16 protein-coding genes and 1 pseudogene are annotated in these 19,941 nt (G+C 42.7%); 16 read left to right on the top strand and 1 reads right to left on the bottom strand.

Going from position 1 to position 19,941, the window contains the following annotated elements:
• Window positions 1-191: 191 nt before the first annotated feature.
• From BSCG_RS15355 to BSCG_RS15430, 16 genes and pseudogenes are all read left to right on the top strand, one after another.
• The gene (locus tag BSCG_RS15355; protein WP_004315907.1) at window positions 192-1,586 is read left to right on the top strand and encodes a C1 family peptidase; all 1,395 of its coding nucleotides are present in this window, start codon (window positions 192-194) and stop codon (window positions 1,584-1,586) included.
• Window positions 1,587-1,758: 172 nt separating this feature from the next.
• Window positions 1,759-3,108 carry a Na(+)-translocating NADH-quinone reductase subunit A gene (locus tag BSCG_RS15360; protein ID WP_008775870.1) on the top strand — a complete coding sequence of 450 codons (1,350 nt, stop codon included), beginning with the start codon at window positions 1,759-1,761 and terminating at the stop codon, window positions 3,106-3,108.
• Between the two features lie 133 nt (window positions 3,109-3,241).
• On the top strand, window positions 3,242-4,414 hold the full coding sequence (locus BSCG_RS15365) for an NADH:ubiquinone reductase (Na(+)-transporting) subunit B (RefSeq protein ID WP_008775869.1): 1,173 nt from the start codon (window positions 3,242-3,244) through the stop codon (window positions 4,412-4,414).
• A 13-nt stretch (window positions 4,415-4,427) separates the two neighbouring features.
• On the top strand, window positions 4,428-5,102 hold the full coding sequence (locus tag BSCG_RS15370) for a Na(+)-translocating NADH-quinone reductase subunit C (RefSeq protein ID WP_004315905.1): 675 nt from the start codon (window positions 4,428-4,430) through the stop codon (window positions 5,100-5,102).
• Between the two features lie 21 nt (window positions 5,103-5,123).
• Window positions 5,124-5,765 carry an NADH:ubiquinone reductase (Na(+)-transporting) subunit D gene (locus tag BSCG_RS15375; protein ID WP_004300389.1) on the top strand — a complete coding sequence of 214 codons (642 nt, stop codon included), beginning with the start codon at window positions 5,124-5,126 and terminating at the stop codon, window positions 5,763-5,765.
• Between the two features lie 110 nt (window positions 5,766-5,875).
• Window positions 5,876-6,502, top strand: a complete 627-nt coding sequence (gene nqrE / locus BSCG_RS15380; RefSeq protein ID WP_004315904.1) for an NADH:ubiquinone reductase (Na(+)-transporting) subunit E — start codon at window positions 5,876-5,878, stop codon at window positions 6,500-6,502.
• A gap of 18 nt (window positions 6,503-6,520) precedes the next feature.
• A complete protein-coding gene (gene nqrF / locus BSCG_RS15385) occupies window positions 6,521-7,795 on the top strand; it encodes an NADH:ubiquinone reductase (Na(+)-transporting) subunit F (protein ID WP_008022130.1) in 1,275 nt (424 codons plus the stop codon).
• A gap of 250 nt (window positions 7,796-8,045) precedes the next feature.
• Window positions 8,046-8,225, top strand: a complete 180-nt coding sequence (locus tag BSCG_RS15390; protein WP_004306317.1) for a hypothetical protein — start codon at window positions 8,046-8,048, stop codon at window positions 8,223-8,225.
• A 46-nt stretch (window positions 8,226-8,271) separates the two neighbouring features.
• The gene (locus BSCG_RS15395; protein ID WP_008775867.1) at window positions 8,272-9,606 is read left to right on the top strand and encodes a DEAD/DEAH box helicase; all 1,335 of its coding nucleotides are present in this window, start codon (window positions 8,272-8,274) and stop codon (window positions 9,604-9,606) included.
• Window positions 9,607-9,811: 205 nt separating this feature from the next.
• Window positions 9,812-10,879, top strand: coding sequence for a 3-phosphoserine/phosphohydroxythreonine transaminase (gene serC / locus BSCG_RS15400; protein WP_004300395.1), 1,068 nt, complete (start codon window positions 9,812-9,814; stop codon window positions 10,877-10,879).
• 99 nt (window positions 10,880-10,978) lie between these two features.
• Entirely contained in the window at window positions 10,979-11,899 is a 921-nt protein-coding gene (locus BSCG_RS15405; RefSeq protein WP_004300396.1) for an NAD(P)-dependent oxidoreductase, read from the top strand.
• A 162-nt stretch (window positions 11,900-12,061) separates the two neighbouring features.
• Entirely contained in the window at window positions 12,062-13,309 is a 1,248-nt protein-coding gene (locus BSCG_RS15410; protein WP_004311623.1) for a DUF1015 domain-containing protein, read from the top strand.
• A gap of 255 nt (window positions 13,310-13,564) precedes the next feature.
• Window positions 13,565-14,182 carry an IMPACT family protein gene (locus tag BSCG_RS15415; RefSeq protein WP_004300400.1) on the top strand — a complete coding sequence of 206 codons (618 nt, stop codon included), beginning with the start codon at window positions 13,565-13,567 and terminating at the stop codon, window positions 14,180-14,182.
• Window positions 14,183-14,278: 96 nt separating this feature from the next.
• Window positions 14,279-15,028: a C39 family peptidase gene (locus BSCG_RS15420; protein WP_004300401.1), complete on the top strand. Its 750-nt coding sequence runs from the start codon at window positions 14,279-14,281 to the stop codon at window positions 15,026-15,028.
• 79 nt (window positions 15,029-15,107) lie between these two features.
• Window positions 15,108-16,192: pseudogene (locus BSCG_RS15425) on the top strand (HpaII family restriction endonuclease).
• A 68-nt stretch (window positions 16,193-16,260) separates the two neighbouring features.
• Window positions 16,261-16,830, top strand: a complete 570-nt coding sequence (locus BSCG_RS15430; RefSeq protein WP_004300403.1) for a nitroreductase family protein — start codon at window positions 16,261-16,263, stop codon at window positions 16,828-16,830.
• A gap of 186 nt (window positions 16,831-17,016) precedes the next feature.
• On the opposite strand, the gene gcvP is transcribed toward BSCG_RS15430, so the two are convergent.
• Entirely contained in the window at window positions 17,017-19,866 is a 2,850-nt protein-coding gene (gcvP, locus tag BSCG_RS15435) for an aminomethyl-transferring glycine dehydrogenase (protein WP_004315900.1), read from the bottom strand.
• Window positions 19,867-19,941: the final 75 nt, after the last annotated feature.

Raw genomic sequence — 19,941 nt, 5'->3', positions numbered from 1 at the left:
AGAAAACTATTTTATTCCGATTAGTTTTGATGTTCTTAGATAATAAATCTAAAAAAGAATCGTATTTTTGCAGAATAAGATGTTTTTCGATATGCTGGTAAATAAAATTGCATGATTTAATCCCATACACTAAAACAATATTTGTTAGCATATCATGATCCGTCAGCCTATTAATTAATTATTTATATCAAATGAATAAACAGATTTTATCAATTTTTGTTTTCTGTGCTTTTTCTTATTCTACACAAGCGCAAGAAGTGAAAGGAGGCATCAGCGACTCCATGATGCAACAAATCAAGCAGAGTTATGCAAACACTCCCACCGACAAGGCTATTCGCAACGCCATCGGCAACAACGACATCCGTAAACTGGCTCTCAACCAGGATAACCTGAAAGGCATGGATACGCATTTTTCTATCAAAGTGTCTTCTAAAGGTATCACCGACCAAAAATCTTCTGGTCGTTGCTGGCTTTTTACAGGTTTGAATGTGATGCGTGCCAAAGCGATCGCCAAGCATAACCTCGGTTCCTTCGAATTCTCGCAAACTTATCCTTTCTTCTTCGACCAACTGGAGAAAGCCAACCTCTTTCTACAAGGTATTATCGATACCAGCAGTAAGCCGATGGATGATAAAATGGTGGAATGGCTCTTCCGTAATCCTTTGAGTGACGGTGGAACATTCACCGGTGTAGCCGATATTGTCAGTAAATACGGGCTTGTTCCCAAAGATGTGATGCCGGAAACCAACAGTAGTGAAAATACCTCCCGTATGGCAGGTCTGATTGCCCTGAAACTTCGTGAACAGGGGCTTCAACTCCGTGATCTCGCTGCGCAAGGTGTCAAGCCTGCTGCCCTTGAGAAAACAAAAACAGAGATGTTGAGCACCATCTACCGCATGTTAGTGTTGAATCTCGGTGTTCCTCCTACTGAATTTACCTGGACTGAATATAACGCTAAGGGTGAGCCTGTGTCTACCGAAACTTACACTCCACTTTCTTTCCTGAAAAAGTATGGTGACGAAAAACTGATTGATAATTATGTCATGTTAATGAACGATCCGAGCCGTGAATATTATAAGTGTTATGAGATAGACTACGACCGCCACCGTTACGACGGCAAAAACTGGACGTATGTCAATCTCCCCATCGAGGATATCAAAGAAATGGCTATTTCTTCTCTCAAGGATAGCACAATGATGTATTTTTCTTGCGATGTAGGTAAGTTTCTAAACTCTGACCGTGGTCTACTGGATGTCAAAAACTACGACTACGAATCTCTTATGGGTACTTCTTTTGGCATGAACAAGAAGCAACGTATCCAAAGTTTTGCCAGTGGCTCCAGTCACGCCATGACTCTTATGGCCGTCGATCTTGACAAAAATGGAAAACCGACGAAATGGATGGTTGAAAATAGTTGGGGGCCTGCTGCCGGTTATCAGGGTTATCTCATTATGACAGATGATTGGTTTAACGAATATATGTTCCGTCTAGTAGTAGAAACGAAATATGCATCGAAAAAAGCTCTCGAGGTGTTGAAACAGAAGCCTATCCGACTTCCTGCTTGGGATCCTATGTTTGCTGAATAGTTCTTTTTCTTTGCTTCTGTCTTTTGTTTCGGAACAAAAGATAAAAGATTACGTGCACGAACACGAAAGGAATTACGGATATTTTTCCGTAATTCCTTTCTTTTTTCCTACCGAATCCCAATCTTATTTATTACTTTTGCGGCAAATTTATGAAACCATTATTTTATATAGCATGGCAAATGTAATAAAGTTACGTAAAGGCCTTGACATAAACCTGAAAGGAAAAGCTGCTGAAACGTACGCAACAGTAAAAGAACCGGGATTCTACGCACTTGTACCCGATGACTTTCCTGGAGTGACGCCTAAGGTAGTTGTGAAAGAGCAGGAATATGTAATGGCTGGTGGACCCTTGTTTATCGACAAGTATCATCCTGAAGTGAAATTTGTTTCGCCGGTGAGCGGCGTGGTGACGAGTGTAGAACGTGGTGCTCGTCGTAAGGTATTGAACATCGTAGTAGAAGCTGCTGCAGAGCAGGACTATGAAGATTTTGGGAAAAAGAATGTTGCTTCGATGGATGCTGAAGCTGTGAAATCCGCTCTGTTAGAAGCCGGACTTTTCGCGTTTATCAAACAGCGTCCTTATGACATCATTGCAGATCCGACGGTAACCCCGAAAGGAATCTTCATCTCCGCATTCGATACCAATCCATTGGCTCCGGATTTCGAGTTCGCCCTCAAAGGCGAAGAAGCAAACTTCCAGACAGGGCTTGATGCTCTTGCCAAACTGGCAAAAACCTACCTGAACATCAGTGTGAAACAGAACGCTGCTGCACTGACACAGGCTAAGAACGTTACAATCACCGCATTCGACGGACCGAACCCTGCAGGTAATGTAGGCGTTCAGATCAACCACCTCGACCCCGTATCCAAGGGCGAAACGGTATGGACTATTGATCCGCAAGCCGTAATCTTCATCGGTCGCCTCTTCAATACAGGCCATGTAGATTTCACCCGTACAGTAGCTGTGACAGGTTCCGAAGTGTTGAAACCTGCATACTGCAAACTACAGGTAGGTGCATTGCTCACCAACGTGTTTGCCGGCAATGTAACAAAAGACAAAGACTTACGCTACATCAGCGGTAACGTGCTGACAGGAAAGCAAGTATCTCCGAACGGATTCTTGGGCGCATTCCATAGCCAACTGACTGTTATCCCCGAAGGTGACGACATTCACGAAATGCTTGGATGGATCATGCCGCGTTTCAACCAGTTCAGTGCCAATCGTTCTTATTTCAGCTGGTTGATGGGTAAGAAGGAATATACGTTGGATGCCCGTATCAAAGGTGGCGAACGTCACATGATTATGTCGGGTGAATACGATAAGGTATTCCCAATGGACATTCTGCCCGAATATCTGATTAAAGCAATTATCGCTGGTGACATCGACCGTATGGAAGCACTCGGCATCTACGAAGTAGCTCCTGAAGACTTCGCCCTTTGCGAATTCGTCTGCTCTTCAAAGATGGAACTGCAACGCATCGTTCGTGCCGGACTCGATATGCTCCGTTCAGAAATGGCGTAATCGAATAAGAGATTAAATAATAAAAATTAAAATAAGCGATAGTTGAAATCTTGCGAAACGGCTCTCTGTGGATACAGCATAAACCCAGCACAGCCAATTCTCAACTCTCAACTTTCAATTTTCAATTAAATAAATGAAAGCGTTAAGAAATTATCTCGATAAGATAAAGCCGAACTTTGAGGAGGGCGGCAAATTCCACGCATTCCAGTCGGTGTTTGACGGCTTCGAAACATTCCTGTTCGTGCCTAGCAAGACTGCGAAAACGGGAACGCACATACATGACGCAATCGATAGCAAGCGCATCATGTCGATTGTGGTTATTTCGTTAATACCGGCTTTGCTGTTCGGTATGTACAACGTAGGTTACCAGCATTTCACTCATACAGGTGCTACTGGCAGCTTCATCGAAATGTTTATCTACGGATTCCTGGCAGTACTGCCTAAAATAATCGTATCATACGTAGTAGGTCTTGGCATTGAGTTCGTCGTAGCTCAATGGAAGAAAGAAGAAATCCAGGAAGGATTCCTTGTTTCCGGTATCCTGATCCCGATGATCGTTCCGGTAGACTGTCCGCTGTGGATTCTTGCCGTAGCTACTGCATTCTCTGTTATCTTCGCAAAAGAAGTATTCGGTGGTACAGGTATGAACGTATTCAACGTTGCGTTGATTACTCGTGCATTCCTGTTCTTCGCATACCCGACCAAGATGTCTGGTGATGCCGTTTGGGTGTCAGGCGACAGCATCTTCGGTTTAGGACAAAGCGTAGACGGACTCACCGTTGCCACTCCGCTGGGACAAGCTGCTACAACAGGTAGTGTTCCTGCGTTCAACATGGATATGATTACAGGTCTGATTCCGGGTTCTATTGGTGAAACCAGCGTAATCGCTATCCTGATTGGTGCCGTTATCCTGCTTTGGACAGGTGTTGCAAGCTGGAAGACAATGATTTCCGTATTCATCGGTGGCGCATTCATGGCATGGGTATTCAACTCAATCGGCATGGAAAACAACACAATGGCTCAAATGCCTTGGTACGAACATCTCGTTCTTGGTGGTTTCTGCTTCGGTGCCGTATTTATGGCTACTGACCCTGTGACTTCCGCACGTACAGAAAGAGGTAAATATATCTTCGGATTCCTGATCGGTGTGATGGCTATCGTTATCCGCGTACTGAATCCGGGTTATCCGGAAGGTATGATGCTTGCCATCCTGCTGATGAACATCTTCGCTCCGCTGATTGACTACTGTGTAGTACAAAGCAATATCAGCCGTCGCGAGAAACGCACTATCAAGTCTAACCAATAAATACCGAAAGAAAATGAATACGAATAGTAATAGTTATACTATCATTTATGCTTCGGTAATGGTTATTATCGTAGCATTCCTGCTGGCATTCGTTAGTTCTTCACTGAAATCTACACAAGACAAGAATGTGCAGTTGGACACTAAGAAACAAATCCTCGCTGCATTGAACATTAAGAATGTGGAAGATGCGGATGCTGAATATCAGAAATATGTGAAAGGGGATATGCTGATGAACGTAGACGGTACGCTGACCGAAAATACGGGCGAATTTGCTACCAACTACGAGAAAGAAGCAAAAGAACAACAACGTCTGCACGTGTTTGTATGCGAAGTGGACGGTCAGACTAAATATGTAGTTCCTGTTTACGGTGCCGGTCTTTGGGGCGCTATCTGGGGATACGTTGCACTGAACGAAGATAAAGATACCGTTTACGGTACTTACTTCTCACACGCTAGTGAAACTCCGGGTCTGGGTGCTGAAATTGCAACCGACCATTTCCAAAATGAATTTGTAGGTAAGAAGACTTTGGAAAATGGAGCTATCACTTTGGGAGTCGTAAAAAATGGCAAGGTAGAGAAACCTGATTACCAAGTGGATGGTATCTCCGGTGGTACAATCACTTCAGTAGGTGTAGATGCCATGTTGAAGTCTTGCCTGAATAGTTACTTGAGTTTTTTAACTAAATAATAAGGAGGAGAAAGATAGAATATGGGACAACTGTTTTCAAAGAAAAATAAAGAAGTATTCTCTGCTCCGCTGGGAATTGATAATCCGGTAACCGTACAGGTGCTCGGTATCTGTTCTGCACTTGCTGTTACCGCAAAGCTGGAGCCTGCCATCGTGATGGGACTTTCAGTAACGGTGATTACTGCATTTGCCAACGTTGTTATTTCACTGTTGCGTAAGACTATTCCTAACCGCATCCGCATCATCGTCCAGTTGGTTGTGGTAGCTGCTTTGGTAACTATCGTAAGTGAAATCCTGAAAGCGTTTGCTTACGACGTAAGCGTACAGCTTTCTGTTTATGTAGGTTTGATTATCACTAACTGTATCTTGATGGGACGTCTGGAAGCATTTGCCATGCAGAACGGTCCTTGGGAGTCTTTCTTGGATGGTGTAGGTAATGGTTTAGGCTATGCCAAGATTTTGATTATCGTTGCTTTCTTCCGCGAACTGTTTGGCTCGGGAACATTGCTTGGTTTCAATATCCTGAATTATGAACCGATTCAAAATATCGGATACGTAAACAACGGCTTGATGTTGATGCCGCCGATGGCATTGATTATCGTAGCATGCATCATCTGGTATCAACGTGCACGTCATAAAGAATTGCAAGAACAAAGTAATTAATTATTTCTGATTTCTGAATTATGATTTATGTCTAGCTTTATAGTCATAGTCGCATGATAAGTCTGCTGAATCATAAATTATAAATCATAAATCATAAATCAAAAAGAATTATGGAACATTTATTAAGTTTATTCGTCCGCTCTATCTTTGTGGACAACATGATATTCGCATTCTTCTTGGGTATGTGTTCATACCTGGCTGTTTCGAAGAATGTGAAGACTGCCGTAGGACTGGGTATCGCCGTGACTTTCGTGTTGCTGGTGACGCTTCCGGTCAACTACCTGTTGCAAACTAAGGTGCTGGCTGCCAATGCTATCATTGAAGGTGTCGACCTTAGCTTCTTGAGTTTTATTCTTTTCATTGCCGTAATTGCCGGTATCGTGCAATTGGTGGAGATGGTGGTAGAACGCTTCACTCCGTCACTGTACGCTTCGCTGGGTATCTTCCTGCCGTTGATTGCTGTTAACTGTGCGATCATGGGTGCCTCTCTGTTTATGCAACAACGTATCAATCTGGGTCCGAGTGATCCGAAATACATTGGTGATATTTGGGATGCCCTTTCTTATGCATTAGGCTCTGGTATCGGTTGGTTGCTGGCTATCGTAGGTCTGGCTGCTATCCGCGAGAAAATGGCTTACTCTGACGTACCTGCTCCATTGAAGGGCTTGGGTATCACATTTATCACAGTAGGTCTGATGGCAATCGCATTTATGTGTTTCTCTGGTTTGAACATCTAAAAAGAAAGGAATAAGACAATGGATATGAATTTAATATTAGCGAGCATTGGGGTATTCCTTGTGGTTATTCTGTTGCTTGTTGTAATCTTGTTGGTTGCTAAGAATTTCCTGGTACCGTCAGGAAACGTAAAACTGACAATCAACGGCGAAAAGGAATTGGAAGTGGCTTCCGGTTCTACTTTGTTGAATACGCTGTCTGTAAATGGGATATTCCTGTCATCTGCTTGTGGTGGTAAGGGATCTTGCGGACAGTGCAAATGCCAAGTACTCGAAGGAGGCGGCGAAATCCTACCTTCTGAGGTTCCTCACTTCAGTCGCAAACAGCAGCAAGACCACTGGCGTCTGGGCTGTCAGGTGAAAGTGAAAGGCGATATGTCAATCAAGATTGACGAATCTGTACTTGGCGTGAAAGAGTGGGAGTGCGAAGTAATCTCCAACAAGAACGTGGCTACATTTATCAAAGAGTTCATCGTTGCTCTGCCTAAAGGCGAACACATGGACTTTATCCCGGGTTCTTACGCACAGATTAAGATTCCTAAATTCTCAATGGACTATGACAAGGACATTGACAAGAGCTTGATTGGTGATGAATATCTTCCTGCATGGGAGAAATTCGGTTTGCTGGGTTTGAAGTGTAAGAACGACGAGGAGACAATCCGTGCTTACTCTATGGCCAACTATCCTGCCGAAGGTGACCGTATCATGTTGACAGTACGTATCGCTACTCCGCCGTTCAAACCGAAAGAACAAGGTCCTGGATTTATGGACGTAATGCCGGGTATCGCTTCTTCTTATATCTTTACTCTTAAACCGGGTGACAAGGTAATAATGAGCGGTCCTTACGGAGACTTCCACCCAATCTTCGATTCTAAGAAGGAAATGATGTGGATTGGTGGTGGTGCCGGTATGGCTCCATTACGTGCGCAAATCATGCACTTGACCAAGACATTGCATACTACTGACCGTAAGATGTCTTACTTCTACGGTGCCCGTGCGCTGAACGAAGTGTTCTATCTGGAAGATTTCCTGCAAATTGAAAAGGACTTCCCGAATTTCACTTTCCATTTGGCTCTCGACCGTCCGGACCCTGCTGCTGATGCTGCAGGCGTGAAGTACACTCCGGGATTTGTTCACAACGTAATTTACGAAACTTACCTGAAGAATCACGAAGCTCCTGAAGATATTGAATACTACATGTGTGGTCCTGGTCCGATGTCGAAAGCTGTTGAGAAGATGCTCGACGATCTTGGCGTTCCGGCACAGAACCTGATGTTCGACAACTTCGGAGGATAATTCGCAGAAGAGAACAAACCGGTCGGAACAATGACCGGAAAGGTTACATAAACACAGAGCGGGAAATCTGAAAAGCAGTAATGCTTCTTCGATTTCCCGCTTTTTTTTACTATTATCTCATAATGTCTTTCCGTTATGGTTTGTATCTATTTTATGTCTGTTTAAAAGATAGTTCTCCTTTTTTATCTGTACTTATCTATTATATTCGTATATTTGGCTACACAATAGAATTATTAAAGTACAATAGGTTATGGAATATCATCGTATATCTTTTATTCACAATGATACAGAGTATTCATTTGTCAAAGCTATGAGTTCAAGTTTAACGGGATATGCCTTGGTTACCGCTTGTAGGGCAGAAGTAACCATTTACATGAAAGAGAATAATCTGAAAGGTTATTATATATTGACCGGCATGGCTAAAGTTTGATTGTTTTTTTATCTCCGTACTCTTTCCTTTTTGTATCTTTGCCTCCATGTTAGAGAAAAATGAAATTATACAGTCGGCTCTCCGCAATTTGAAGATTGAGGAACTGAATCCGATGCAGGAAGCATCACTTGAACAAGCTACCGGAAGAAAAGACGTTATACTGTTGTCACCGACAGGATCGGGCAAGACATTGGCCTATCTGTTACTTTTACTCCTTACTCTAAAACCGAACGACGACAGCGTGCAGGTTTTGATTCTCGTTCCTTCGCGTGAGCTGGCCTTACAGATAGATTCTGTATTCAAAGCAATGGGGACTTCCTGGAAAACCTGCTGTTGTTACGGTGGGCATCCTATCGCCGAAGAAAAGAAAAGTATATTGGGCAATCATCCTGCTATCATCATTGGTACTCCGGGACGTATCACCGACCATTTGTCGAAAGGCAATTTCAACCCTGAAACCATTGAAACTTTAATTATCGACGAGTTCGACAAATCGTTGGAGTTTGGTTTCCACGATGAAATGGCAGAGATTATTACCCAGCTTCCGGGATTAAAAAAACGTATGTTGCTTTCAGCTACTGATGCGGCAGAGATTCCCGAATTTACAGGATTGAACCGCACAGTTAAGTTGAACTTCCTTTCGGACGATTCTGAAGAACAAGAGTCGCGCTTGAAATTGATGAAGGTGCTTTCGCCTTCCAAAGATAAGATTGATACTTTATATAACCTGCTTTGTACATTGGGGAGCAGTTCGAGCATCGTGTTTTGTAATCATCGGGATGCGGTGGACCGTGTACATCAGTTATTGGCGGATAAAAAACTACTCGCAGAACGTTTTCATGGCGGTATGGAACAGCCGGACCGTGAACGTGCGCTTTACAAGTTCCGTAATGGCAGTTGTCATGTATTGATTTCTACCGATCTGGCAGCCCGTGGACTGGATATTCCGGAAGTCGGACATATCATCCATTATCATTTGCCGGTCAATGAAGAAGCCTTTACGCACCGCAACGGACGTACAGCACGTTGGGATGCGACCGGAACGTCTTATCTGATTCTTCATGCCGAAGAGAAACTTCCTTCTTATATCCCGGAAGAAATGGAAACAGTGGCGTTGCCTGAAAACCCTCCCCGGCCTCCGAAATCGGTCTGGGCTACCATTTATATAGGTAAAGGAAAAAAGGAGAAACTTAGCCGGATAGATATTGCCGGATTCTTATATAAAAAAGGAAATCTGACCCGCGAAGATGTCGGAGCGATTGACGTCAAAGAACATTATGCTTTTGTCGCTGTTCGCCGGGCTAAGGTGAAGCAACTCTTGAATCTGATTCAGGGGGAGAAAATCAAAGGAATGAAGACTATTATAGAAGAAGCGAAGTAAAGATCTTTTCTGTAAGATACCTTACTTGACATCTATGGATAACAAAATGGTGTATATATCCTGTATAAACCAATAAAAAGAAAGGAAAATCTGCTTTAAAACAGTATTTTTATAAGGAAAGATTTGTGCGGCGGAAATAAATTCGTAAATTCGCAAGGTCAAAAGACAAAAGTAACGAAATTGTTAAACCAAAAACAAACTTCAAATGAAAAAGCATAATTTCAATGCAGGACCTTCCATTCTTCCGCGTGAGGTGATAGAGGATACAGCGAAGGCTATTTTAGATTTCAACGGTTCTGGTCTCTCTTTGATGGAAATCAGCCACCGCGCCAAAGACTTCCAACCTGTGGTTGACGAAGCAGAGGCATTATTCAAGGAATTACTCAATATCCCCGAAGGCTATTCGGTACTGTTCCTGGGTGGAGGTGCTAGTATGGAGTTCTGCATGGTTCCTTATAACTTCCTGGAAAAAAAAGCTGCTTACCTGAACACTGGTGTATGGGCTAAGAAAGCAATGAAAGAAGCTAAAGGGTTTGGCGAAGTTGTAGAAGTTGCTTCCTCTGCTGAAGCTACATATACTTATATCCCAAAAGATTATACAATCCCGACAGACGCAGATTATTTCCACATTACGACTAACAACACAATTTACGGTACAGAATTGAAGAAAGATCTCGATTCTCCAGTTCCGATGGTTGCCGATATGTCTTCTGATATTTTCTCACGTCCGATCGACGTTTCTAAATATATCTGTATTTATGGTGGTGCACAAAAGAATCTGGCTCCTGCTGGTGTTACATTCGTTATCGTTAAGAATGACGCATTGGGTAAGGTTTCCCGTTACATTCCAACGATGTTGAATTATCAGACTCATGTTGACAGTGGCTCTATGTTTAACACTCCTCCTGTTGTACCTATTTATGCAGCATTGCAGACGCTTCGCTGGATCAAAGCACAGGGTGGTGTGAAAGAAATGGAACGTCGTGCCATTGAAAAAGCGGATATGTTGTATGCTGAAATCGACCGTAACAAAATGTTCGTGGGTACTGCTGCCAAAGAAGACCGTTCACGTATGAACATCTGTTTCGTGATGGCTCCCGAATACAAAGACTTCGAAGCTGACTTCTTGAAGTTTGCTACTGAAAGAGGTATGGTAGGTATCAAGGGACACCGTTCTGTAGGTGGTTTCCGTGCATCTTGCTACAATGCTCTGCCGAAAGAAAGCGTACAAGCTTTGATTGATTGTATGCAGGAATTTGAAAAACTTCATTAATAATATTTTCACCACAGATTATACAGACGGACGCAGATTTTTTTTATTCTGTGAGAATCTGGGTAATCTGTGGTGAGTCTTTATAAACAGAATTAGATTATGAAAATACTTGTAGCTACTGATAAACCGTTTGCTAAAGTTGCAGTAGACGGTATCCGTAAAGAAATAGAAGCAGCCGGATACGAGTTTGCTTTACTTGAGAAATATACAGAAAAAGCCCAGTTACTGGATGCAGTGAAAGATGCTAATGCCATCATTATCCGTAGTGATATTGTTGATGCAGAGGTGCTTGATGCTGCTAAAGAATTGAAAATCGTAGTTCGCGCCGGTGCAGGATACGATAATGTGGACCTGGCTGCTGCCACAGCTCACAATGTATGCGTGATGAACACTCCGGGACAGAATTCTAATGCTGTTGCCGAACTTGCTTTGGGTATGATGGTATATGCTGTCCGTAACTTCTATAACGGAACTTCCGGTACAGAATTGATGGGCAAGAAATTGGGTATTCATGCTTATGGAAACGTAGGCCGCAATGTAGCTCGTGTTGCCAAAGGTTTCGGAATGGAAGTGTATGCTTATGATGCATTCTGCCCGAAAGAAGTAATCGAAAAAGATGGTGTGAAAGCACTTGATTCTGCAGAAGAATTGTACAAGACTTGCCAGGTGGTATCTCTTCATATTCCGGCAACTGCCGAAACAAAGAACTCTATCAATTATGCTCTGTTGAAAGATATGCCGAAAGGTGCTATGTTGGTAAACACTGCCCGTAAGGAAGTGATTAACGAAGCAGAACTAATCAAACTGATGGAAGAGCGTGCAGACTTCAAATATATCACAGATATTATGCCTGCTGCTAACGCAGAGTTTGCAGAAAAGTTTGCCGGACGTTATTTCTCAACTCCTAAGAAGATGGGTGCTCAAACTGCCGAAGCAAATATCAATGCCGGTATTGCTGCTGCTCAACAAATTGTGGGCTTCTTGAAAGATGGTTGCGAGAAATTTAGAGTAAACAAGTAAGATTCTGAATAAGTCTGCCGGATTTTTCAGGATAACTATGGTAGTATCTGAATAAAAACAATCCGTTGCAGAATGTCTTTTTTAGAAATAAGTAGTATATTTGAGCCACAGATTTTCAAGAAGTCTGTGGCTTTAATTTTTTACATATAAAATACTAATATCATGGCAATAATCAAACCTTTCAAGGGCATTCGTCCTCCGCAAAACCTCGTAGAACAGGTCGCTTCACGTCCTTATGATGTACTGAACTCTGAAGAAGCCCGCGCAGAAGCGGAAGGTAACGAAAAGTCTCTTTATCATATTATTAAACCGGAAATAGATTTCCCTGTTGGTATGGATGAACACGACGAACGGGTGTATGCTAAAGCTGCCGAGAATTTCCAACTGTTTCAGGACAAAGGCTGGTTGGTGCAGGATAATAAGGAAAACTATTATATCTATGCCCAGACGATGAACGGGAAAACGCAATACGGATTGGTGGTCGGTGCTTATGTTCCCGATTATATGAATGGTATTATCAAAAAGCATGAGCTTACCCGTCGTGACAAGGAAGAGGATCGTATGAAACATGTACGTGTGAACAACGCAAACATTGAGCCTGTTTTCTTTGCTTATCCTGATAATGAGAAGCTGGATGTTATTATAAAGAAATATACAGCAAACAAGCCGGTTTATGACTTTATCGCTCCGGGTGATGGCTTTGGACATACTTTCTGGATTGTCGACCAGGATGCAGATATTGCTACCATTACTGCCGAATTTGCTAAAATGCCTGCTCTTTATATTGCTGACGGGCATCACCGTTCTGCCGCTGCTGCATTGGTGGGAGCAGAGAAAGCAAAGCAAAATCCGAATCATCGTGGTGATGAAGAATATAATTACTTCATGGCTGTTTGCTTCCCTGCAAACCAGCTAACCATCATCGATTATAATCGTGTAGTGAAAGATCTCAATGGTTTGACTCCCGAGCAATTCCTGGCTGCACTTGATAAAAACTTTATAGTAGAAGAGAAGGGTGCGGATATCTATAAACCATCCGGCTTACATAATTTTTCACTCTATTTGGGTGGTAAATGGTACAGCTTGACTGCTAAGGCCGGTACGTATAATGATAACGACCCTATTGGTGTGCTTGATGTTACAATCTCTTCCAACTTGATTTTGGATGAAGTTTTAGGTATAAAGGATCTGCGTTCTGATAAACGTATTGATTTTGTCGGTGGTATCCGTGGATTGGGAGAGCTCAAGAAGCGTGTGGATAGCGGTGAAATGAAAGTGGCTTTGGCTCTCTATCCCGTATCTATGAAACAGTTGATGGATATTGCAGATACAGGCAATATTATGCCGCCGAAGACTACTTGGTTTGAACCGAAACTTCGTTCGGGACTGGTGATTCATAAGTTAGATTAAAAAATATCTGTAAGATGATGCGAAAATCATTGTTGATAGGGACTATATCAGTAGATGTGACGCTTGATTGATGTAGAAAAAATAGTGACGGGATATGCCCGGGATAGTGACGGTATCGTTGTGGTATACCGTCACTATTTTTATTGGATAGCGTCACTATTTTTAATTCCCCCAACTGCCTATCATCGATAAGTGGAACATTAATATTTCCAAATGATAGATTGACTTTTCTCATTAAAGCCGTATCTTTGCAACATGACTGCTGAAGATACTTATAAAACCATCATTGAGCCTTCCGAAGGTATTTATACGGAAAAACGAAGCAAGTTCATTGCTATAGCCCTTCCTGTGCGTACTCTCGATGAGATAAAGATGCATCTTGAAACGTATCAGAAAAAGTATTATGATGCACGGCATGTATGCTATGCTTATATGTTGGGAGCTGCGCGAAAGGATTTCCGTGCCAATGACAACGGAGAACCTTCCGGAACAGCGGGTAAACCTATTCTCGGACAGATAAACTCGAATGAACTGACGGATATACTGATTATAGTAGTTCGTTATTTTGGAGGAATCAAGTTGGGGACAAGTGGATTGATTGTTGCTTACAAGGCCGCTGCTGCCGAAGCGATTGCTGCCGCTACTATTATAGAAAAGACGGTAGATGAGGATGTGACGGTAATGTTTGAATATCCTTTTATGAATGATGTCATGCGCATTGTGAAAGAAGAGGAACCGGAGATTCTTAATCAGTCGTATGACATGGATTGTAGCATGACATTGCGGATTCGTCGTTCGATGATGCCTAAGTTGCGTGCACGTTTGGAGAAGGTGGAGACAGCGCGGATTCTTGATGATGAGAATATTTTGTAGGTAAAGTATTAGAAGTAGTAATAGAGATAGAGAGTGGATTGCATGATAAATAAATGTCACATAATTTTTAGTCTGTTTTTAAGTTCCTTTGTATGGATGAGCGTTCAGGCGCAAGCACAAATACAGGAAACTCAAAAACTGGCTCCTAATAATATTCCTGTTCCGTGGTATTCGCAGAAAATCGCGGGATGCCCTTACTCGCATTGCTCTCTGGCTTCTTCGTTAATGGTCTTTGATTATTTTAAGGGAATGACGGCTGATACACAACGTACAGCCCAGGATGCAGAAAAGAAACTGATTGAATATCAGCGGAACTACTTTCTGAAAAAACGTGCTCCTTTCCGTCGCCGTACTTCAATAGGGCAGGGAGGATATTATTCTTTTGAGATTGATTCGTTGACACGTTATTATGAAAACATGATAAGTGCCGAACATTTCCAGCAGAAAGATTATCGGATATTGAAAGATTATATTGATCGTGGCATTCCTGTGCTTGTAAATGTGAGATATACAGGTGCAGTTCGTGGTTTGCGTCCTGGTCCGAGAGGGCACTGGATGGTGCTTCGTGGCATTGATGATAAACATGTGTGGGTGAATGATCCCGGACGTTCGCCGGAGATGCGGACTAAAGGAGAAAACATCTGTTATCCCATTAAGAAACAGCCGGGTAACCCTTCCTATTTTGATGGTTGTTGGACGGGACGATTTATCATAGTCACTCCCAGAGAATGGATACGAAACTCCCTGTTTGCACAGGTAGGCAAGCTCCCTCCATTGGAGGAGGTGACTCATATAGTTCCTCCGGTTGTGTCGTCTGTAACCTTACCGCAGGTTATCAATCAGTAGAAGCAACTCATAGTTAGGAAAATTCAGTAGTAGAATTAAGATAGAACATTTGTAGTAAAATAAAGAAGAACAAAAATATATGGCATTTGAAGCAACCAAAAAAGAATGGTGCGAACTCTATTCTTTCTTTCGTCTCTTAGCAGATGGAAAAGTAGTGTTAGGCACAGCAGAAGCAAAGGCGGGAGATACATTTTGGCCTGTTGCAATGATTCAACGGGAAGAACATGATGGAACACGTCAATATTATATTGAAGAAGATACGATTCGTATAGAAGGAGAGAATGGGAGTAAGTCCATGCCTCGTGAAGATTTTGGTATTGTAGCTGATCTGATATTACAGGCTGTGAAATCTTCGCCGGAAAATGATGTTGCTTCTCCAGAAGAGTAGAAGAGTTTTTAGACGAAGCTGCCATTTTCGATTTGGAAGCAAAAACAGAAGATCGCACAGATTTTTCCATTACATTTTGGCATCCGAAAGCTCCGTTAAGAGGTTTCAATGTCCGTTCACGGTTGGGCGTAATGAATCCGTTGTTGGACGGAGGACGTGCAGCGAATCTTAAACTGGAACAGAGTGGAGTCAAATTTGCCACTCCAACAGTGAATAAAATCAATGCTTTGCCTGAATCTCCGAATGAAGTTGCCGAACGGATGATGATGATCGAACGTTTGGGGGGCGTACTTAAATACGCTGATGTAGCCGACCGCGTATTCCGCAGTAATCTTTTGATGATTGATCTGCATTTTCCACGTGTACTGACAGAAATGGTTCGTATCATGCATTTGGATGGTATCTCCCGTATTAGTGAGTTGACGGAAGTTATTAAACAAATGAATCCGTTGAAGATTAAAGATGAACTAATCAATAAGCATAAGTTCTATGAATTCAAGATGAAGCAGTTCTTGATGGCATTAGTATTGGGAATGCGTCCTGCAAAGATTTACAATGGATTGGATTCGGCAGTGGAAGGTATTCTATTGGTGGATGGAAATGGAGAAGTGCTCTGTTATCATAAATCGGAAAAGCAAATAATGGAGGATTTTTTGTTTTTAAATACCCGTTTAGAAAAAGGATCTTTAGAGAAAGACAAATACGGGTTCCTGGAGAGAGAGAATGGAGTCTATTATTTCAAACTGAATGCAAAGATTGGGCTGGTCAAACGGTAGAAAAGTATAATGTATTGATGCAGTTAAACTAATAATGATGGCATACTTATATAAAATACTTGTTATCCATGAAAACAAATGAAGTTTTAGAGAACATTAAAGCACGCCGTAGCGTACGGGCTTATACTGGCCAGCAAGTTTTAGAAGAGGATTTGCAGGCTATTTTGGAAGCTGCAACTTATGCACCGAGTGGAATGCATCTGGAAACATGGCATTTTACGGCTATTCAAAATATGGATAAGTTGACAGAACTGAATGAACGGATTAAAGGGGCTTTTGCAAAAAGCGACGATTCTCGTTTGCAGGAACGTGGACATAGTAAGACTTATTGTTGCTATTATCATGCTCCGACTTTAGTGATTGTATCTAATGAGCCTACTCAATGGTGGGCTGGTATGGATTGTGCTTGTGCCATAGAAAATATGTTCCTGGCTGCCCAGTCTTTAGGTATCGGCTCTTGTTGGATCAATCAGTTGGGGACAACATGTGATGATCCGGAGGTTCGTGAATTTATTACTGCTTTAGGTGTTCCTGCCAATCATAAAGTCTACGGTTGTGTAGCTTTGGGTTATCCTGATTCGAAGATTCCAATAAAAGAGAAAAAGGTAAAGGCTAATACAATAACTATCGTTAGATAGAATACAGCTTCTTGTCTGATAAAATAAGAGGCTGTGTCGAAACTCTCATATAAAAATCACCCTCGCCACAGAAAGTTGTAGCGAGGGTGATTTCGATAAAAGGGGAGTTTTGATACATCCCCTTATTTTTGTGAGGTGATTCTTTAAGAGACAGTGCTCTGTAAATCTCTTTGGATAGACCTCTTTTTACTCGAAAGTACCATAGCGAGTGGGTAGTAGCTTACGGTCTCCCAAGGTGTTATCTACGCGAGCTACATTTATCCAGAATTTATTATCACGTACACTTTCTATAGGATAAGCTGCTTTCTCGCGTGTATATGAGTGCTCCCAACGATCACTTACAATTTCATATTCTGGATGAGGAGCATTAATCAATACATTATCATCTTTATCCGCTTCGCCATTCTTCACTTCTTGAATTTCTTTCCAGATATTCAGCATGACATCTACGAAATTGTCTAGTTCTGCCAGACTTTCACTTTCTGTTGGTTCAATCATCAACGTACCGTGGACGGGGAAGGAGAGGGTAGGAGCATGATAACCGTAATCCATCAGGCGTTTGGCAATATCATTCTCCGAGATTCCTGCTTCTTCATGTACTTTCCGGCATTCCAGAATCATTTCGTGCCCTACGAAACCGTTGGCTCCCCGATAAACAACTCCATACGTATCTTTCAGACAAGTAGCCAGATAATTAGCGTTCAGGATCGCAATTTTAGTTGCCTGTGTCAGTCCTTCTGCACCCATCATGCGGATATATCCGTATGTGATAGGCAGAATACCTGCACTGCCGAATGGAGCTGCCGATACTTGATTTTGTGAATTGCCGAAGATTCCGTGTCCGGGAAGGAAAGGAACCAAATGTTCGGCTACGCAGATAGGACCGACTCCCGGACCTCCGCCACCATGAGGGGAAGCGAATGTTTTATGAAGATTCAAGTGACAGACATCTGCACCGATGAATCCCGGATTGGTTAATCCTACCTGTGCATTCATGTTGGCTCCGTCCATATATACTTGTGCACCACAGGCGTGAATGATGTCGCAAATCTCTTTTATCTCGGTCTCGAAGATACCATGTGTAGAAGGATAAGTAATCATCAGTGCAGCCAATTCATCTTTATTTTCTTCAGCTTTTACACGTAGGTCAGCCATTTCTACATTCCCCTGCTCGTCGCATGCACAGGTAACAGTTACGAAGCCTGCCTGTATAGCAGACGCAGGATTTGTTCCGTGAGCCGAAGCTGGAATCAAGACTTTGTTACGGTGTCCCTGACCGATACTTTCGAGATAGGTGCGAATCACACGAAGGCCTGCATATTCTCCTGCAGCACCCGAATTGGGTTGTAGGCTGACCCCTGCAAACCCGGTGATAACTTTCAAATCTTCACTTAGGTTCTTGATTAATTCACGATAACCTTCTGCTTGGTCTTCCGGAACCAGCGGGTGCATACCCATAAACTCGGGACGGCTTAAAGGCAACATTTCTGCGGCTGCATTCAGCTTCATTGTACATGAACCGAGGGAAATCATGGATTGTGCAAGAGAAATATCTTTGCGGTCCAGACGTTTGATGTAACGCATCATCTCTGTTTCCGTGTGATACTTGCTGAATACTTCATGTGTCAGGAAAGGAGTTGTACGTTTTAAATCCTTGTCGATGTTGCTTCTTTCCGGAATGTCGTCTACTTTCTGGTAATCTTTTCCGGCGGCAATGGCAAAAATCGAGAGCAACACATTGGCAGCTGCCACATCTGTTGTTTCGTCAATGCTGAAACCAACATTGCCATTTTCATAATAGCGCAGATTAACTTCTTTGGTAAGTGCTATCGTGCGGATTTGCTGTGCCGAAACGTGTTCGGGCAATTCGAAACGTAAGGTGTCAAAGTATTGAGCGTTGACTTGTGTATATCCGCATTTCTTTAATTGCTTTTCAAGAAATACAGTAATGCTGTGTATACGTGATGCAATTGTAGTGATACCCTCCTGACCGTGATAAACGGCGTAAAAGCCTGCCATAGTAGCTAATAATGCTTGTGCGGTACAGATATTTGAAGTTGCTTTTTCCCGTTTGATATGTTGTTCACGTGTCTGTAAAGCCATTCGGTAGCAGAGTTTGCCATATTTGTCTTTAGACCATCCGATGATTCGTCCCGGCATATTCCGTTTGTATTCGTCTTTGGTAGCAAAGAAAGCAGCCGATGGACCGCCATAGAACATTGGGGTACCCAAGCGTTGTGTGGTTCCGAATACAATATCTGCTCCCCATTCTCCCGGAGGAGTTAGCAGGGCGAGACTTAAAATATCAGCGGCAACAGCTACTTTGCAGTCTGCGGCATGTGCTTTTTCGGTAAATTCAGAATAGTCCTCTACGTTTCCATGTGAGTTCGGATATTGCAGAATACAGGCAAACACTTCCGGTGAAGGTTCAAAATCTTTATATTTACCTACACGTAGTTCGATGCCTTGAGGTACGGCACGTGTAGTCATGACAGCTAATGTCTGCGGAAAAATATTCTCGTCTACGAAGACTACGTTCGCATTGGCTTTCTGTTGCGCGCGGGAGCGTAAGGCATACATCATGCTTACGGCTTCGGCGGCGGCAGTTGCTTCGTCCAGAAGTGAGCAGTTGGCGAGTGGCATGGCAGTAAGATCACATACGGCTGTCTGGAAATTCATCAATGCTTCCAGACGTCCTTGCGATACCTCTGTCTGGTACGGAGTGTAAGAAGTATACCATACTGGGTTTTCGAATACATTCCGCTGGATAACGGCCGGAGTGATCGTGTTGTACCATCCCAAACCGATATATGTGGTATATAGTTTGTTTTTAGCTGCCAGTTCAGCGATGTGTTTTCCAAATTCGTATTCCGTCAGTGGACTAGTCAATGCAAGCGGCTCTTTCAGCCGTATATTGGCGGGAATTGTCTGATTAATCAGTTCGTCCAGTGAGTTCACGCCAATTTTGCGGAGCATTATGGCTGTATCTTGTTCATTGATGCCGATGTGACGGCTAGCTAACAAATCGGTTTTCATAATAATCAAGTATTAAATTAAGTATTAAGTATCAAGTATTAAGTATTACTGCGGTTAATGGGCGATTAGCCTTGT

The organism is Bacteroides sp. 2_2_4 (genome assembly GCF_000157055.1).
GTDB lineage: Bacteria > Bacteroidota > Bacteroidia > Bacteroidales > Bacteroidaceae > Bacteroides > Bacteroides ovatus.
This window is presented reverse-complemented; position numbering and strand designations above follow the sequence as displayed.

What these genes read in the sequence shown, in the direction of transcription:
- nqrF (WP_008022130.1), top strand. Translation starts at nt 6,521, where the DNA reads ATGGATATGAATTTAATATTAGCGAGCATTGGGGTATTCCTTGTGGTT.
- nqrE (WP_004315904.1), top strand. Translation starts at nt 5,876, where the DNA reads ATGGAACATTTATTAAGTTTATTCGTCCGCTCTATCTTTGTGGACAAC.
- BSCG_RS15415 (WP_004300400.1), top strand. Translation starts at nt 13,565, where the DNA reads ATGACTGCTGAAGATACTTATAAAACCATCATTGAGCCTTCCGAAGGT.
- BSCG_RS15420 (WP_004300401.1), top strand. Translation starts at nt 14,279, where the DNA reads ATGAGCGTTCAGGCGCAAGCACAAATACAGGAAACTCAAAAACTGGCT.
- BSCG_RS15405 (WP_004300396.1), top strand. Translation starts at nt 10,979, where the DNA reads ATGAAAATACTTGTAGCTACTGATAAACCGTTTGCTAAAGTTGCAGTA.
- BSCG_RS15390 (WP_004306317.1), top strand. Translation starts at nt 8,046, where the DNA reads ATGGAATATCATCGTATATCTTTTATTCACAATGATACAGAGTATTCA.
- gcvP (WP_004315900.1), bottom strand. Translation starts at nt 19,866, where the DNA reads ATGAAAACCGATTTGTTAGCTAGCCGTCACATCGGCATCAATGAACAA.
- BSCG_RS15370 (WP_004315905.1), top strand. Translation starts at nt 4,428, where the DNA reads ATGAATACGAATAGTAATAGTTATACTATCATTTATGCTTCGGTAATG.
- BSCG_RS15365 (WP_008775869.1), top strand. Translation starts at nt 3,242, where the DNA reads ATGAAAGCGTTAAGAAATTATCTCGATAAGATAAAGCCGAACTTTGAG.
- BSCG_RS15410 (WP_004311623.1), top strand. Translation starts at nt 12,062, where the DNA reads ATGGCAATAATCAAACCTTTCAAGGGCATTCGTCCTCCGCAAAACCTC.
- BSCG_RS15430 (WP_004300403.1), top strand. Translation starts at nt 16,261, where the DNA reads ATGAAAACAAATGAAGTTTTAGAGAACATTAAAGCACGCCGTAGCGTA.
- BSCG_RS15395 (WP_008775867.1), top strand. Translation starts at nt 8,272, where the DNA reads ATGTTAGAGAAAAATGAAATTATACAGTCGGCTCTCCGCAATTTGAAG.
- BSCG_RS15375 (WP_004300389.1), top strand. Translation starts at nt 5,124, where the DNA reads ATGGGACAACTGTTTTCAAAGAAAAATAAAGAAGTATTCTCTGCTCCG.
- serC (WP_004300395.1), top strand. Translation starts at nt 9,812, where the DNA reads ATGAAAAAGCATAATTTCAATGCAGGACCTTCCATTCTTCCGCGTGAG.
- BSCG_RS15355 (WP_004315907.1), top strand. Translation starts at nt 192, where the DNA reads ATGAATAAACAGATTTTATCAATTTTTGTTTTCTGTGCTTTTTCTTAT.
- BSCG_RS15360 (WP_008775870.1), top strand. Translation starts at nt 1,759, where the DNA reads ATGGCAAATGTAATAAAGTTACGTAAAGGCCTTGACATAAACCTGAAA.